This is a genomic window from Blastococcus sp. OS1-29, from assembly GCF_057628075.1.
Map to the genome: position 1 here is coordinate 651,990 of NZ_JBXXJK010000001.1, position 14,520 is coordinate 666,509.

10 protein-coding genes and 1 riboswitch are annotated in these 14,520 nt (G+C 70.1%); of the genes, 6 read left to right on the forward strand and 4 right to left on the reverse strand.

Going from position 1 to position 14,520, the window contains the following annotated elements; translation table 11 throughout:
- Positions 1-54: 54 nt before the first annotated feature.
- A complete protein-coding gene (locus tag AC2H4J_RS03255; RefSeq protein WP_487463388.1) occupies positions 55-1,263 on the forward strand; it encodes an HNH endonuclease signature motif containing protein in 1,209 nt (402 codons plus the stop codon).
- Positions 1,264-1,347: 84 nt separating this feature from the next.
- Here the strand turns inward: AC2H4J_RS03255 and AC2H4J_RS03260 are convergent, their stop codons facing one another.
- Entirely contained in the window at positions 1,348-1,635 is a 288-nt protein-coding gene (locus AC2H4J_RS03260; RefSeq protein ID WP_487463389.1) for a cupin domain-containing protein, read from the reverse strand.
- A gap of 128 nt (positions 1,636-1,763) precedes the next feature.
- On the opposite strand from AC2H4J_RS03260, the gene ychF reads away from it, so the two are divergent.
- The 3 genes from ychF to AC2H4J_RS03275 all read left to right on the forward strand — a co-directional run bounded on the left by ychF (position 1,764) and on the right by AC2H4J_RS03275 (position 6,878).
- Complete coding sequence (gene ychF / locus AC2H4J_RS03265) at positions 1,764-2,837, forward strand: redox-regulated ATPase YchF (protein ID WP_487463390.1); 1,074 nt, start codon at positions 1,764-1,766, stop codon at positions 2,835-2,837.
- 71 nt (positions 2,838-2,908) lie between these two features.
- A complete protein-coding gene (uvrA, locus tag AC2H4J_RS03270) occupies positions 2,909-5,377 on the forward strand; it encodes an excinuclease ABC subunit UvrA (RefSeq protein ID WP_487463391.1) in 2,469 nt (822 codons plus the stop codon).
- Positions 5,378-5,702: 325 nt separating this feature from the next.
- Positions 5,703-6,878 (forward strand): flagellin N-terminal helical domain-containing protein, encoded by a 1,176-nt coding sequence (locus AC2H4J_RS03275; RefSeq protein ID WP_487463392.1) that lies wholly within the window; start codon positions 5,703-5,705, stop codon positions 6,876-6,878.
- Positions 6,879-6,989: 111 nt separating this feature from the next.
- On the opposite strand, the gene AC2H4J_RS03280 is transcribed toward AC2H4J_RS03275, so the two are convergent.
- The 3 genes from AC2H4J_RS03280 to AC2H4J_RS03290 are packed head-to-tail and all read right to left on the reverse strand — an operon-like array spanning position 6,990 to position 10,295.
- Entirely contained in the window at positions 6,990-7,745 is a 756-nt protein-coding gene (locus tag AC2H4J_RS03280) for a succinate dehydrogenase/fumarate reductase iron-sulfur subunit (protein ID WP_487463393.1), read from the reverse strand.
- Entirely contained in the window at positions 7,742-9,538 is a 1,797-nt protein-coding gene (locus AC2H4J_RS03285; protein ID WP_487463394.1) for a fumarate reductase/succinate dehydrogenase flavoprotein subunit, read from the reverse strand. The genes AC2H4J_RS03280 and AC2H4J_RS03285 overlap by 4 nt, the downstream gene beginning before the upstream one ends.
- A gap of 13 nt (positions 9,539-9,551) precedes the next feature.
- The gene (locus tag AC2H4J_RS03290) at positions 9,552-10,295 is read right to left on the reverse strand and encodes a hypothetical protein (RefSeq protein ID WP_487463395.1); all 744 of its coding nucleotides are present in this window, start codon (positions 10,293-10,295) and stop codon (positions 9,552-9,554) included.
- A 318-nt stretch (positions 10,296-10,613) separates the two neighbouring features.
- A riboswitch (cobalamin riboswitch) is annotated at positions 10,614-10,832 on the forward strand.
- A 119-nt stretch (positions 10,833-10,951) separates the two neighbouring features.
- On the opposite strand from AC2H4J_RS03290, the gene AC2H4J_RS03295 reads away from it, so the two are divergent.
- Together AC2H4J_RS03295 and AC2H4J_RS03300 are read left to right on the forward strand one after the other, a co-directional pair.
- Positions 10,952-13,384: a ribonucleoside-diphosphate reductase subunit alpha gene (locus tag AC2H4J_RS03295; protein ID WP_487463396.1), complete on the forward strand. Its 2,433-nt coding sequence runs from the start codon at positions 10,952-10,954 to the stop codon at positions 13,382-13,384.
- Positions 13,381-14,427, forward strand: a complete 1,047-nt coding sequence (locus AC2H4J_RS03300; RefSeq protein ID WP_487463397.1) for a ribonucleotide-diphosphate reductase subunit beta — start codon at positions 13,381-13,383, stop codon at positions 14,425-14,427. Before AC2H4J_RS03295 ends, AC2H4J_RS03300 begins: the two co-directional genes overlap by 4 nt.
- The last annotated feature ends 93 nt before the right edge of the window (positions 14,428-14,520 follow it).

A 14,520-nucleotide genomic window follows, 5' to 3' on the forward strand; every position in this document is an offset into this window, starting at 1 on the left:
GAGCCGCGTGTTGCCGGTATTATTCGAACAAGTGATCGAGGGCGGGGAGGTGTCGTGCGGGAACTGCTGCAGGCACTGCTCGACGCCGGCGATCTGGACGATCTGGTCACCGACGCCCAGGTGCTGGATCGGACGGCGCTGCTCACGGCGATGGTCAATGCCGGACAGGCGGAGCTGGCCCGAACGGTGCGCCGGGCTGAGAACCTCCAGGCGCCGGAGCGCGACGGGCAGAAGTCGATGCGGTCCTGGCTCCGCGGTCATCTACGACTGTCGGCAGGTGCGGCGCACCGCCTGGTCCGCAACGGCCGCGCACTGGAGCAGCTGCCGGCCGTGGCCGCAGCGTTCGCCCGAGGCACGGTGAACGCCGAGCAGGTCGCCGTGATCGCCGCGGTTGCGGCGGGGGATGTGCAGGCGGAAGCGGTCGGGCAGGGCATCGACCTCGCCGAAGTGGACCGGATCCTCGCCGACGTCGCCTCCACCCGGCCGTACGACGAGCTGCGCGCGGTCGTGCAGCACTTCCTGGACCGGCTGGATCCCGACGGCACCGAACCGGATCCGACCGAGCGGCGCGGAGTGTCGATCGCCAAGCACGCCGACGGCAGCATCACCCTCCGCGCCGACCTCGACGCCGTGGGCGGGGAGAAGGTCCAGACGGTGCTGGAGTCGATGGTGCAGGCCTCCCGCCCCAAGGGGGACCTGCGCACCCGCGCCCAGCAACTGGGTGATGCGTTCGTGCAGTGGGCCGACAACACGCTCGCTGCCGACGGGCTGCCCATCCTGCGCGGATCCAAGCCTCATGTGATCGTGACCATTCCGCTGGCGGACCTGGTCGACCTGGCCACCCTCCCGGGTGCGGGGCGGACCGGCTACGGCTCGCAGATCTCAGCAGCGCGCGCCCGGATGCTGGCATGCGACGGCAACATCACCCGCATCGTCATCGGCCCGGAAGGGCAGCCACTGGAAGCGGGTCGCACCAAACGGCTCTTCCCGTTGCACCTGCGGCGGGCCATCGAGGTCCGCGACCACCACTGCGTATTCGCCGGCTGCGACGCTCCCAGCTTCTGGTGCGACGTGCACCACCTCATTCACTGGGCCCACGACGGCCAGACCGATCTCGACAACGGCGCCCTCCTCTGCGAGCGCCATCACGCGAAGGTCCATCACGGCTTCCGGATCGAGCGACAACCCGACGGCCGATGGCGCACCTGGCGCCCCGACGGCACCGAGATCGTCGTCTACGAACCCCTGCACGCCGGCGTCTGAACCCGCACCCTCCTCAGAGGACGCGGCGCTCCGACGTGAGCTCGCTCGGGGTGTCCCCTGTATTTACCGTCGCGCTGGGCTCGATCAGCACACCTCTGCGCCGTCTCGGGAGGCCGGCTGGTGCGCCACACCCTTGGGGACGACGTAGAGCTGACCTGGGCCGAGGGCGACGTCGCCGTCGTCCAGGCGGATCGTCAGAGATCCGGAGAGCACGAGGAACACCTCGTCGGTCTCGGGGTGGCTGTGCAGGGTGAACTCGCCGTGGGTGCGCACGACCCGCAGGTCGTAGTCGTTGAGGACGGCGACGGTGCGGGGCTGCCACGGCTGCTCGAGTTGTCCGAGGGCGGCGGCCAGGTCGACGGGTGCGGGCATCGGGCCATCGTCGTCCGTCAGGTGCTCGGGGTCCACGTAACCTGGGCTCGAGAGAGCGAGCTTGCGAGCTCGACAGAAGACACAGCAGCTGGGCGATCGCGGACGACGAGCGCCAGCGAGGAGAACGCGTGAGCCTCACCATCGGGATCGTCGGCCTGCCCAACGTCGGCAAGTCGACCCTCTTCAACGCCCTGACCAAGAACGACGTCCTCGCGGCGAACTACCCGTTCGCGACGATCGAGCCCAACGTCGGCGTGGTGGGCGTGCCCGACCCGCGGCTGGCGAAGCTCGCCGAGGTGTTCGGCTCGCAGAAGATCATCCCGGCGACCGTGTCGTTCGTGGACATCGCCGGCATCGTGCGCGGGGCGAGCGAGGGCGCGGGCCTGGGCAACAAGTTCCTGGCCAACATCCGCGAGAGCGACGCGATCTGCCAGGTGATCCGGGTGTTCACCGACCCCGACGTCGTGCACGTCGACGGGAAGGTGTCTCCCGCCGACGACATCGAGACGATCAACACCGAACTCCTGCTGGCCGATCTCCAGACGCTGGAGAAGGCGGTCCCGCGGCTGGAGAAGGAGATGCGCAAGGACAAGGAGCGCGCCGCCCTGCACGCGGCCGCCGTCGAGGCGCAGCAGGTCCTCAACGAGGGGAAGACGCTCTTCTCCGCCGGCATCGACCCCGCACCGCTGCGCGAACTGGGTCTGATGACCACCAAGCCGTTCCTCTACGTCTTCAACGTCGACGAGGAGGAGCTGGGGAACGAGGAGCTGATCGCCGAACTGCGCGGACTGGTCGCACCGGCCGAGGCGATCCTCATGGACGCCAAGATCGAGTCCGAGCTCGCCGAGCTGCCCGACGACGAGGCCGCCGAGCTGCTGGCCGGCATCGGGCAGGACGAGCCGGGGCTCGACCAGCTGGCCCGGGTCGGCTTCGCGACCCTCGGGCTGCAGACCTACCTGACGGCCGGACCGAAGGAGACGCGCGCCTGGACGATCCCGGTGGGCGCGACCGCCCCCCAGGCGGCCGGCGTGATCCACACCGACTTCCAGCGCGGCTTCATCAAGGCCGAGATCGTCTCCTTCGACCAGCTGATCGAGGCCGGCTCGATGGCGGACGCCAAGGCCAAGGGCTGGGTGCGCATGGAAGGCAAGGAGTACGTCATGCAGGACGGCGACGTCGTGGAGTTCCGCTTCAACGTCTGACGGCGGGCCAGGCCTCGGGAATGGCCATGGACCGCGAGGTCCGCTTCCGGCCGGCTGGGTAGTCTGCGGAGGTGGCTGTCGATCCGACCGACCACTTCGTGCGGGTCCGGGGCGCCAGCGAGCACAACCTGCGCGACGTCGACGTCGACATCCCGCGCGATGCGATGGTCGCCTTCACCGGCGTCTCCGGTTCGGGGAAGTCCTCGCTCGCGTTCGGCACGCTCTACGCCGAGGCGCAGCGACGGTACTTCGAGTCGGTCGCCCCGTACGCCCGCCGGCTGCTGCAGCAGGTGGGCGCACCACACGTGCAGGAGATCACCGGGCTGCCACCGGCGGTGGCCCTGCAGCAGCGTCGTGGGGCGCCCAGCTCGCGGTCGACCGTGGGCACCCTCACCACGCTGTCCAACCTGCTGCGGATGCTCTACTCGCGTGCCGGCACCTATCCGAGGGGCGCCTCGCGGCTGGACGCGGAGGCGTTCTCGCCCAACACCGCGGCGGGTGCCTGCCCGCGCTGCCAGGGGCTGGGGCTGGTGCACGACGTCACCGAGGACCTGCTGGTGCCGGATCCGTCGCTGAGCATCCGCGAGGGTGCGATCGCGGCGTGGCCGGGGGCCTGGCAGGGCGCCAACCTGCGCAGCATCGTGAACGGCCTGGGCATCGACGTCGACATGCCCTGGCGCGAGCTCAGCAAGAAGGACAGGGACTGGCTGCTGTTCACCGATGAGCAGCCATCGGTGCTGATCGCGCCCGAGCCCGGCCGCATCGACCACGGCTACCACGGGAAGTTCTGGAGTGCGCGCAAGCACGTCATGCACGTGCTCGCCGACTCCACGAGCGCCCGGATGCGTGACCGGGCGATGCGGTTCGTCCGGAGCATGCCCTGCCCCGTGTGCCACGGCAGCCGGCTCCGCCCGGAGGCGCTGGCGGTGACCTTCGCCGGCCGTTCGATCGCGGAAGTCAACGCCATGCCGCTGGCCGAGCTCGTGGCGTTGCTGCGTCCCGTGGCGAACCTGCCCGACGCGGATGCCGCCACGTCGAGCGCCGCGTCCGGAGAGTCGACCGAGGTCGCGGTGCGGATCTGCGCCGACCTGGTCGCCCGGGTCGAGGTGCTGCTCGACCTCGGGCTGGGCTACCTCGCCCTCGGGCGGCCGTCGACGACGCTCTCGCCGGGCGAGGCGCAGCGCCTGAGGATCGCCACCCAGCTGCGCTCGGGGCTGTTCGGGGTCGTCTACGTCCTCGACGAGCCCTCGGCGGGCCTGCACCCGGCCGACGCGGAGCCCCTGCTGGACGTGCTCGACCGGCTGAAGGCGTCGGGCAACTCGCTCTTCGTCGTCGAGCACGATCTGGACGTCGTCCGCCGCGCCGACTGGGTCGTCGACATCGGCCCCGGCGCGGGCACGGGCGGCGGACGGGTGCTCTACAGCGGCCCGGTCGCCGGACTCGAGGACGTGGAGGAGTCGGCCACCGGTCGGTACCTCTTCGGGCGCGTCCAGCCGCTCGAGCACCGCACCCGCTCTCCGCGGGGCTGGCTGCACCTGCGCGGGGTCTCCCGCCACAACTTGCAGGACGTGTCCGTCGACGTGCCGCTCTGCGTGCTGACCGCCGTCACCGGGGTCTCCGGCTCCGGCAAGTCGACGCTGGTCACACAGGTGCTCGCCGAGGTCGTAGGCAGCCACCTGGGCCTGACGCCCGAGAACCAGGACGACGCGGAGCTCGAGGTCGACGTGCAGGATGCGTCCGGGCTGGAGTCCTTCGACCGCCTCGTCCTGGTCGACCAGCGGCCGATCGGCCGCACCCCCCGGTCCAACCTGGCGACCTACACCGGCATGTTCGATGCCGTGCGCAAGCTCTACGCGTCGACGGACGAGGCGCACGCGCGCGGCTACACAGCCAGCCGGTTCTCCTTCAACGTCCCGGAGGGCCGGTGCGAGACCTGCCAGGGGGAGGGGTTCGTCGCGGTCGAACTGCTGTTCCTCCCCGGCACCTACGCGCCGTGCCCGACCTGCCACGGCGCGCGCTACAACGCCGAGACCCTCGAGGTGACCTACCGCGGCACGAACATCGCCGACGTACTGGCGATGTCCGTCGACGACGCCGCGACGTTCCTCGCCGACGTGCCGGCTGCCTCACGGAGCCTGGAGACCCTCCGGGACGTCGGACTGGGATATCTGCGCTTGGGCCAGCCCGCGACCGAGCTCAGCGGTGGTGAGGCCCAGCGCATCAAGCTCGCCACCGAATTGCAGCGAGCCCGCCGTGGCCACGCGCTGTACCTGCTCGACGAGCCGACGGCCGGGCTGCACCCCGCCGACATCACGCTGCTGCTGCGACAGCTGCACCAGCTCGTCGACGCCGGCAACACGGTCGTCCTGGTCGAGCACGACCTCGACACGGTCGCCTCCGCCGACTGGGTCATCGACCTGGGCCCCGGCGGCGGTGACGCGGGCGGTCGCGTGGTCGCCACCGGGCCTCCGGCCGAGGTCGCCGCGGCCACGGGCAGCGCCACCGCGCCCTACCTCGCCCGGCGGCTCCGACGCTCCTGACGGTCGGCGTCGACGTCCGTCCGCCGGCTGTCGCGACAGCATTGCGGAGACCTCGCTCGCACGGGGGTCGCCCTCGCCTGGGTAGCCGGAAACGCCGCTGACCTCGCGTTTTGCGTCTCGGGCGAGAGAACCGGCTCCAGCTGCATCGGCACTGCGCACGGCGATCGTGACCGTGGTCGACAACTTTCACCCCATCAGTCACAACTGTTTCAGGGTTTCGCCTCAAGTTTCACAGGGCTCCCGCCGTAGACACCACCAGCACCAAGCAAGGCCTTCGCTGCACGGACGTAGCGGAGGAGCAAGGTCCCTTCCAAGGAGGAACATCGTGGGTCTGCGCGTCAACAACAACATCGCGGCGCTCAACGCGTACCGCAACCTGTCCGTCACCGACGGCCAGATGAGCAAGTCGCTCGAGAAGCTCTCCTCGGGTTTCCGCATCAACCGTGCCGCCGACGACGCGGCCGGGCTGGCCATCTCCGAGGGCCTGCGCTCTCAGATCGGTGGCCTGAAGGTCGCCGTCCGCAACACCCAGGACGGCATCTCGGTCGTGCAGACCGCTGAAGGTGCGCTCACCGAGACGCACAGCATTCTTCAGCGCATGCGCGACCTGTCGGTGCAGGCGGCCAACGCCGGCGGCATCAACGACGACGCCAAGGGCAACATCCAGTCCGAGATCAGCCAGCTCAAGAGCGAGCTGACCCGGATCGCCGACACCACCACGTTCAACGGCACCAAGCTGCTGGACGGCCTCTTCGACAAGAAGTTCCAGGTCGGGGCGAACGTCGGCGAGACCATCGGCGTCAAGGTCGGCGCTGACATGAGTGCCAACGGGCTCGGGCTCGCGTCGGTCGACGTGTCCAAGGCCGCCAGCGGCACCGGTTCGAAGGTGGACGGGCTGCAGCTCGACCTGGTGGCGACCTCCGCGCCCACCGCGGTGGTGGCCGGGAAGACCCTGGACCTGTCCAAGTGGTCCACCGGTGGCACCGTCGATGACGCCGCGAAGAACAAGGCGCTCGTCGACGGCCAGCTGACCACGGCCCTGTCGGGCACCGAGTGGAGCGCCAGCAGCGCGTGGGACGGCACCACGAACACGACGCTGAACCTGACGTTCTCCTCCAACAAGGCGACGTACGCCGACGCCTCGGCCGTGGAGACCGCCCTGGGTGCTACCGGCTTCAGCGGCACCGCCGCGGGCGACAACGCCGCGACGCTCAGCATCGACGGTGCTTCGGCGGCTGTCACGGCCATCGACGCCGCGATCAAGACGGTGTCCAACACGCGGGCCGACCTGGGTGCCATCCAGAACCGGTTCGACCACACCATCAACAACCTCAACGTCACGGTCGAGAACCTGACCGCGTCCGAGAGCCGCATCCGCGACGCCGACATGGCGCAGGAGATGGTCGGGTTCACCCGCAACCAGATCCTCACCCAGGCCGGCACCGCGATGCTCGCGCAGGCCAACCAGGCCTCGCAGGGTGTCCTGCAGCTGCTGCGCTGACCTCGGTCGGCTGAGTAGCTGAGGCGCTCAGTACTACGAGCACCTCCCTGGACGAGGGGGGAGGCCTTCGGGCCTCCCCCCTCTTTCGCGTTCCCTGGAAGCCGAGGGAGCTCAGTCCTTCGGCCGGCGCCTGATCTTCGACCCCAGGAACGTGATCGGGTCGAACTTGCGGTCCACCACCCGCTCCTTCAGCGGGATGATCCCGTTGTCGGTGATGTGGATGCCCTCCGGGCAGACCTCGGTGCAGCACTTGGTGATGTTGCAGTAGCCGAGCCCGAAGTCGTCCTGCGCCGCGTGCCTGCGGTCGACCACGTCCAGGGGGTGCATGTCCAGCTCCGCCAGCCGGATGAGGAACCGGGGACCGGCGAACGCCGCCTTGTTCTCCTCGTGGTCGCGGATCACGTGGCAGGTGTCCTGGCAGAGGTAGCACTCGATGCACTTGCGGAACTCCTGCGATCGCTCCACGTCGATCTGCTGCATCCGGTGGTTGCCGTCGGCGTCCCGCGGACGGGGCGTGAACGGCGGGATCTGCGCCGCCTTGTCGTAGTTGAACGACACGTCGGTGACCAGGTCGCGCATGACCGGGAACGCCCGCAGTGGTGTCACCGTGACGATGTCGTCCTCGCCGAAGGTGCTCATCCGGGTCATGCACATCAGCCGTGGCCGGCCGTTGATCTCGGCGCTGCACGACCCGCACTTGCCGGCTTTGCAGTTCCACCGGACGGCGAGATCGCCGGCCTGGGTGGCCTGCAGTCGGTGGATGATGTCGAGGACGACCTCGCCCTCGTTCACCTCGACGGTGAAGTCCTGCAGGTCGCCGCCCGTGGCGTCACCCCGCCAGACCCGGAACCGCGCGCTGTAGCTCATGCCGACTCCTCGAAGATCTCGGCCAGCTCCGGCGGCATCTGCGGCAGCGGTTGTCGCGTGACCTGGACGCCCCCGTCGGGGGCAGGGGTGCAGATCAGGTTGAGCTTGGCCCACTCGGGATCGGCGGCCGGGAAGTCGTCGCGGGTGTGGCCGCCCCGGCTCTCCTGCCGTTCCAGCGCCGCACGGGCGACGCACTCGCTCACCAGCAGCATGTTCGGCAGGTCGAGCGCGAGGTGCCAGCCGGGGTTGTACTGCCGGTGTCCCTCGACCGAGAGGTTGGCGACCCGAACCTTCAGCGCCTCGATCCGCTCGAGCGCCTGCTCCATCTCCGGCGCGGTCCGGATGATCCCGACCAGGTCGTGCATCGTCTGCTGGAGGTCGTGCTGCACGGTGTACGGGTTCTCGCCGCCCTCCCGCTCGAAGGGGGCCAGCGCCGCGCGGCCGGCGTCGGCGAGCTCCTCGTCCGGCAGTGGCGCCCGCGACGGGCGGGACGCCGCATGCTCGGCGGCGGCCGCACCGGCCCGCCGTCCGAAGACCAGGAGGTCGGACAGCGAGTTGCCGCCCAGCCGGTTGGACCCGTGCATGCCGCCCGCGACCTCGCCGGCCGCGAACAGCCCTGGAACGCGCGCCGCCTCGGTGTCGGGATCCACCTCCACGCCGCCCATCACGTAATGGCAGGTGGGGCCGACCTCCATCGCCTCGGTCGTGATGTCGACCTCGGCCAGCTCCTTGAACTGGTGGTACATCGAGGGCAGCCGCTTGCGGATGTACTCCGGCGAGCGGCGCGTGGCGATGTCGAGGAAGACCCCGCCGTGCGGCGTGCCGCGGCCGGCCTTGACCTCGCTGTTGATCGCGCGGGCGACCTCGTCGCGGGGGAGCAGCTCGGGGGGACGGCGGTTGTTCTTCTTGTCCTCGTACCAGCGGTCGGCCTCGTCCTCGCTCTCCGCCGTCTCCTTGCGGAAGAAGTCGGGGATGTAGTCGAACATGAACCGGTTGCCCGCGGAGTTCTTCAGGATGCCGCCGTCACCGCGGACGCTCTCGGTGACCAGGATCCCGCGTACCGACGGCGGCCAGACCATGCCGGTCGGGTGGAACTGGACGAACTCCATGTTCACCAGCGACGCGCCGGCCTGCAGCGCGAGGGAGTGCCCGTCCCCGGTGTACTCCCACGAGTTCGACGTCACCTTGAAGGACTTGCCGATCCCGCCGGTCGCGAGGACGACGGACGGCGCCTGCCAGGCGACGAACCGCCCCGACTCCCGCCAGTAGCCGAAGGCCCCGGTGATCCCGTCGGCGTCGGTGAGCAGCCGGGTGACCGTGCACTCCATGTAGACGTCGATGCCGAGCGCGACGGTGCGCTGCTGCAGCGTGCGGATCAGCTCCAGGCCCGTGCGGTCCCCGACGTGGGCGAGGCGGGCGTAGCGGTGGCCGCCGAAGTCACGCTGGCTGATGAGCCCCTCCGGCGTCCGGTCGAACAGCGCGCCCCAGTCCTCCAGCTCGCGCACCCGGTCCGGGGCCTCCTGCGCGTGCAGCTGCGCCATCCGCCAGTGGTTGAGCATCTTCCCGCCGCGCATGGTGTCGCGGAAGTGCACCCGCCAGTTGTCCTCCGGCCAGAGGTTGGCCATCGCGGCCGCGATCCCACCCTCCGCCATGACCGTGTGCGCCTTGCCGAGCAGCGACTTGCACACGACCGCCGTCCGGGCGCCGTTCTCGTGGGCTTCGATGGCGGCCCGGAGGCCCGCACCTCCCGCCCCGACGACGACGACGTCGTACTCGTGCCTCTCGAGTTCCATCAGCAGGGCTCCATCAGAAGAAGCGAAGGTCGGAGATCGTGTCGGTGGCCACCATGAACACGTAGAAGTCGGCGAACGCGACGCTGAACAGGGACGCCCAGGCGAACTTCATGTGGTTGGTGTTCCACCGCGAGACGAGGGTCCAGAACCGGTAGCGCAGCGGGTGCCGGGAGAAGTGGTTGAGCCGGCCGCCGACGATGTGCCGGCAGGAGTGGCAGGACAGCGAGTACATCCACAGCAGTCCGGCGTTCACGAGGAGGACCAGCGTCCCCAGCCCCATGTGCCCCCAGGCGCCGGTCCCGTCGCGGAAGGAGAGCACCGCGTCGTAGGTGAGGATCACGTTGAAGACGAGCCCCGCGTAGAAGAAGTAGCGGTGCACGTTCTGGAAGATCAGCGGGAACCGTGTCTCGCCGGTGTAGCGGGCGTGCGGCTCGGCCACCGCGCACGCCGGCGGGGACAGCCAGAACGACCGGTAGTAGGCCTTCCGGTAGTAGTAGCAGGTCAGCCGGAAGCCCAGCGGGAAGACCAGGATGTACAGCGCCGGCGAGATCCACGAGGGCCCGGTGAACAGCTCCGGGAACGTGTCGCCCTCGCACTGCGTGGTCAGGCAGGGCGAGAAGAACGGCGAGATGTAGGGCTCGGCGAAGTAGTGCGCGTTCTGGAAGGCGCGGAACGTCGAGTAGATGATGAACGCGACCAGGGCCAGGACGGTCAGCAGCGGCTGGAGCCACCAGCGGTCCTGCCGGAGCGTCCGCACAGCGATCGCCGCGCGCCGCGGGGCGGGTCCGCCGTCACCGCGCCCGGGGGTGACCGCCCCGGTCCGGCGGGGAGCCGTCGCCGTCACGATGCCGTGTGGCTCGGTGTGCAGGAGCCTTCCGTGTTCGTCGCCGCCCCGTGCTGACCCAACGACATCCGTGCCTCCCGGCTGGTGACCCCGCTCACATGGCGGCCCGAGCGAATCTGATCACGGAGATCGGGCCGGGGAAAGGGGGGCGACGGCGATTCGCGGCATGTCGATCGCCGAGCCGACACGCCGACCAACATGTAGGGGCCGCATGGACGTTGTGCCGCCACATATGGTGGGCGTGCAGCTGGTCCGGACCGCTTGCACGAGCGGTCCGGGGCAAGAGGGAACCCGGTGGGAATCCGGGACTGTCCCGCAGCGGTGAGTGGGAACGACCGCCGTCACGAGCACTGGGTGTGCGAGCACCTGGGAAGCGACGGCCAGTAGGAGCCGACCGGTCCGGTCGGCGAGCCCGCGAGTCCGAAGACCTGCCAGCCGCACCGCGCACACCCCGTGCGCGGTCGTCCGGGGCCTCGGGGATCGGGTCCGTCGGACAGCCCCGGCCTGCCCGGGGCTGGCGGCTCCTCCTCGCCCGGACTCTCCGAGTCCAGCTCACGAGGAGCGAGCAGATGACCCTCACCGACCAGCCGGCGGCTCCGTCGCCCGCCATGTCCCTGGCCCTCGACGGGGCGCGCGCCGGCGCCGCCACGACGGGCCCGGTCCGGCCGGCCGCCGTCCGCAGCGCCATGCAGGTGCGCAAGCGCAGCGGCCACCTGGAGCCGGTCGACGTCAACAAGATCGTCCGGGCGGTGGAACGGTGGTGCGACGACCTCGAGTGGGTCGACCCGCTGCGCGTCGCCACCCGGACGATCAGCGGCCTCTACGACGGCGCGACCAGCGCCGAACTCGACCGGCTGTCGATCCAGACCGCAGCGGAGATGACCGGTGAGGAGCCGGAGTACTCCCGTCTGGCGGCCCGGCTGCTGGCCAATTACCTGCGCAAGGAGGTCGCCGGCCAGGCGATCGCCTCGTTCAGCCAGAGCGTGGCGCTAGGTCACGCGGAGGGCCTGATCGGCGCCGAGACGGCGGCCTTCGTCGCCCGGCACGCGCGCAAGCTCGACGACGCCGTCGACCCGGACGCCGACCGGCGGTTCGAGTACTTCGGCCTGCGCACCGTCGCCGACCGGTACCTGCTGCGACACCCGACCACCCGGCTGGTGGTGGAGACGCCGCAGTACTGGCTGCTCCGGGTGGCCTGCGGGTTGTCCCGGACGCCGGCCGAGGCGATCGGCTTCTACCGGCTCATGAGCTCGCTGGCCTACCTGCCCAGCTCGCCGACGCTGTTCAATTCCGGCACCCGGCACACGCAGATGAGCTCCTGCTACCTCGTCGACTCACCGCGCGACGAGCTCGGGTCGATCTACGAGCGGTACGCCCAGGTGGCCGCGCTGTCGAAGTTCGCCGGAGGCATCGGCATCTCGTGGTCGCGGGTGCGCTCCCGAGGCGCGCTGATCCGGGGCACCAACGGACGCTCGAACGGCATCGTCCCCTGGCTGCGCACGCTCAACGCCTCGGTAGCGGCGGTCAACCAGGGCGGCCGGCGCAAGGGTGCGGCGTGCGTCTACCTCGAGCCGTGGCACCCCGACATCGAGGAGTTCCTGGAGCTGCGTGACAACACCGGCGAGGACGCCCGCCGCACCCACGACCTCAACCTGGCCAACTGGATCCCCGACGAGTTCATGCGCCGGGTCGAGGCCGACGAGCCGTGGTCGCTGATCGACCCCGACGAGGTGCCGGAGCTGCCCGACCTGTGGGGGGAGGAGTTCGACACCGCCTACCGGGCCGCCGAGGCCGCCGGCCGGGTCGTCCGGCAGCTGCCGGCCCGCGAGCTCTACGGGCGGATGATGCGCACCCTCGCGCAGACCGGCAACGGCTGGATGACGTTCAAGGACGCCGCCAACCGCACCTGCAACCAGACGGGCCGGCCCGGCAACGTGGTCCACCTGTCCAACCTGTGCACGGAGATCATCGAGGTGTCGAGTGACGCCGAGACGGCGGTCTGCAACCTCGGCTCGGTGAACCTGGCGGCGCACCTGGCCGCCGACGGGATGCACTGGGAGAAGCTGCGGACGACGGTGCGGACAGCGGTGCACTTCCTCGACCGGGTCATCGACATCAACTTCTACCCGAGCGAGCAGGCGGCCACGAGCAATCCGCGCTGGCGGCCGGTGGGTCTCGGGCTGATGGGGCTGCAGGACGTCTTCTTCGCGCTGGGGCTGCCGTTCGACGGCGCCGAGGCCAGGGAGCTCTCCACGCGCATCGCCGAGGAGATCTACCTGACCGCACTGGAGGTCTCGGCCGGGCTCGCGGCCGAGCACGGCGCCCACCCGGCGTTCCCGGAGACGCGGGCGGCCGCCGGGCAGCTGCAGCCCGACCTCTGGGGCGTCACCCCCACGCAGACGGCGCGCTGGGACCGGGTGCGGGCGGCCGTCGCAGAGCACGGGCTGCGCAACTCGCTGCTGGTGGCCATCGCTCCCACGGCGACCATCGCGTCGATCGCCGGCTGCTACGAGTGCATCGAGCCGCAGGTGTCGAACCTGTTCAAGCGGGAGACGCTGTCGGGGGAGTTCCTGCAGGTCAACGGGGCGCTGGTGAGGGAGCTGAAGCGGCTGGGCCGGTGGACCGACGACGTCCGGCAGGCGCTCAAGCGGGCCGAGGGATCGGTGCAGGGCATCGCCGGCCTGCCCGAGGAGACCCGGCGGCTGTTCCGCACGGCCTGGGAGCTGCCGCAGAAGGCGCTCATCGACCTGGCCGCCGCGCGAGCCCCCTACGTCGACCAGAGCCAGTCGCTGAACCTCTTCCTGGCCAGCCCGACCATCGGGAAGTTGAGCTCGATGTACCGCTACGCCTGGACCAGCGGCCTGAAGAGCACGTACTACCTGCGCTCGCGGCCGGCCACCCGGATCCAGCAGGCCACCGTCGCGGTCGCCTCGGCCCCGTCCGACGACGCCGCCGTCGCCTGCTCGCTGGAGAACCCGGAGAGCTGCGAGGCCTGCCAGTGACCGCCGTCCCGACCCCCGCCGTCCGCACCGATCAGGAGAACGCCATGCTGCTCGACCCCGGGATGGAGCTCACCCTCCGGCCGATGCGCTACCCGCACTTCTACGACCGCTTCCGCGACGCCATCAGGAACACCTGGACCGTGGAGGAGGTGGACCTGCACTCCGACCTGGCCGACCTGCAGCGGCTCAGCCCCGCCGAACGGCATCTGGTCAGCCGGCTCGTCGCCTTCTTCGCCACCGGCGACACGATCGTGGCGAACAACCTGGTGCTCAACCTGTACCAGCACGTCAACTCGCCCGAGGGGCGGCTCTACCTCTCCCGGCAGCTGTTCGAGGAGGCGGTGCACGTGCAGTTCTACCTGACCCTGCTCGACACCTACGTGCCCGACGAGAACGAGCGGCACGCGGCGTTCGCGGCGGTGGAGACCATTCCCTCCATCAAGCGCAAGGCGGAGTTCTGCTTCCGCTGGATCGACTCCCTCGGCGACCTGGACCAGCTGCGCACGCGCGAGGACCGGCGGACGTTCTTGCTCAACCTGATCTGCTTCGCGGCCTGCATCGAGGGGCTGTTCTTCTACGGCGCCTTCGCCTACGTGTACTTCCTGCGGTCGCGTGGCCTGCTCAACGGCCTCGCCAGCGGCACCAACTGGGTGTTCCGTGACGAGTCGATGCACATGGCCTTCGCGTTCGACGTCGTCGACACCGTCCGCCGGGAGGAGCCCGACCTCTGGGACGACGAGCTGGCGACCCAGGTCAGCGACATGCTGGCCGAGGCGGTGGAGTGCGAGTACCGGTTCGCCGAGGACCTGCTCGGCGGTGGCGTCTCGGGCATGAGCCTCGCCGACATGCGCGCCTACCTGGAACACGTCGCCGACCGGAGGTTGGAGCTGCTGGGGATCCCGCCGCGCTACGGCTCGGTGAATCCCTTCGCGTTCATGGAACTGCAGGACGTGCAGGAGCTGTCGAACTTCTTCGAGCGGCGGGTGTCGGCGTACCAGCTCGGTGTGGGCGGGTCGGTGTCCTTCGACGACGACGACTTCTGACCGCCTGAGCCCCGCCCGGCGGGCCGGTGGACGCACCGGACCGCCGGGCGTTGCCCGGATAACCGCACCCATGCGCCAGGATGGGCGTCCGCA

What these genes read in the sequence shown, in the direction of transcription:
- AC2H4J_RS03260 (WP_487463389.1), bottom strand. Translation starts at nt 1,635, where the DNA reads ATGCCCGCACCCGTCGACCTGGCCGCCGCCCTCGGACAACTCGAGCAG.
- AC2H4J_RS03280 (WP_487463393.1), bottom strand. Translation starts at nt 7,745, where the DNA reads ATGAGCTACAGCGCGCGGTTCCGGGTCTGGCGGGGTGACGCCACGGGC.
- AC2H4J_RS03285 (WP_487463394.1), bottom strand. Translation starts at nt 9,538, where the DNA reads ATGGAACTCGAGAGGCACGAGTACGACGTCGTCGTCGTCGGGGCGGGA.
- AC2H4J_RS03295 (WP_487463396.1), top strand. Translation starts at nt 10,952, where the DNA reads ATGACCCTCACCGACCAGCCGGCGGCTCCGTCGCCCGCCATGTCCCTG.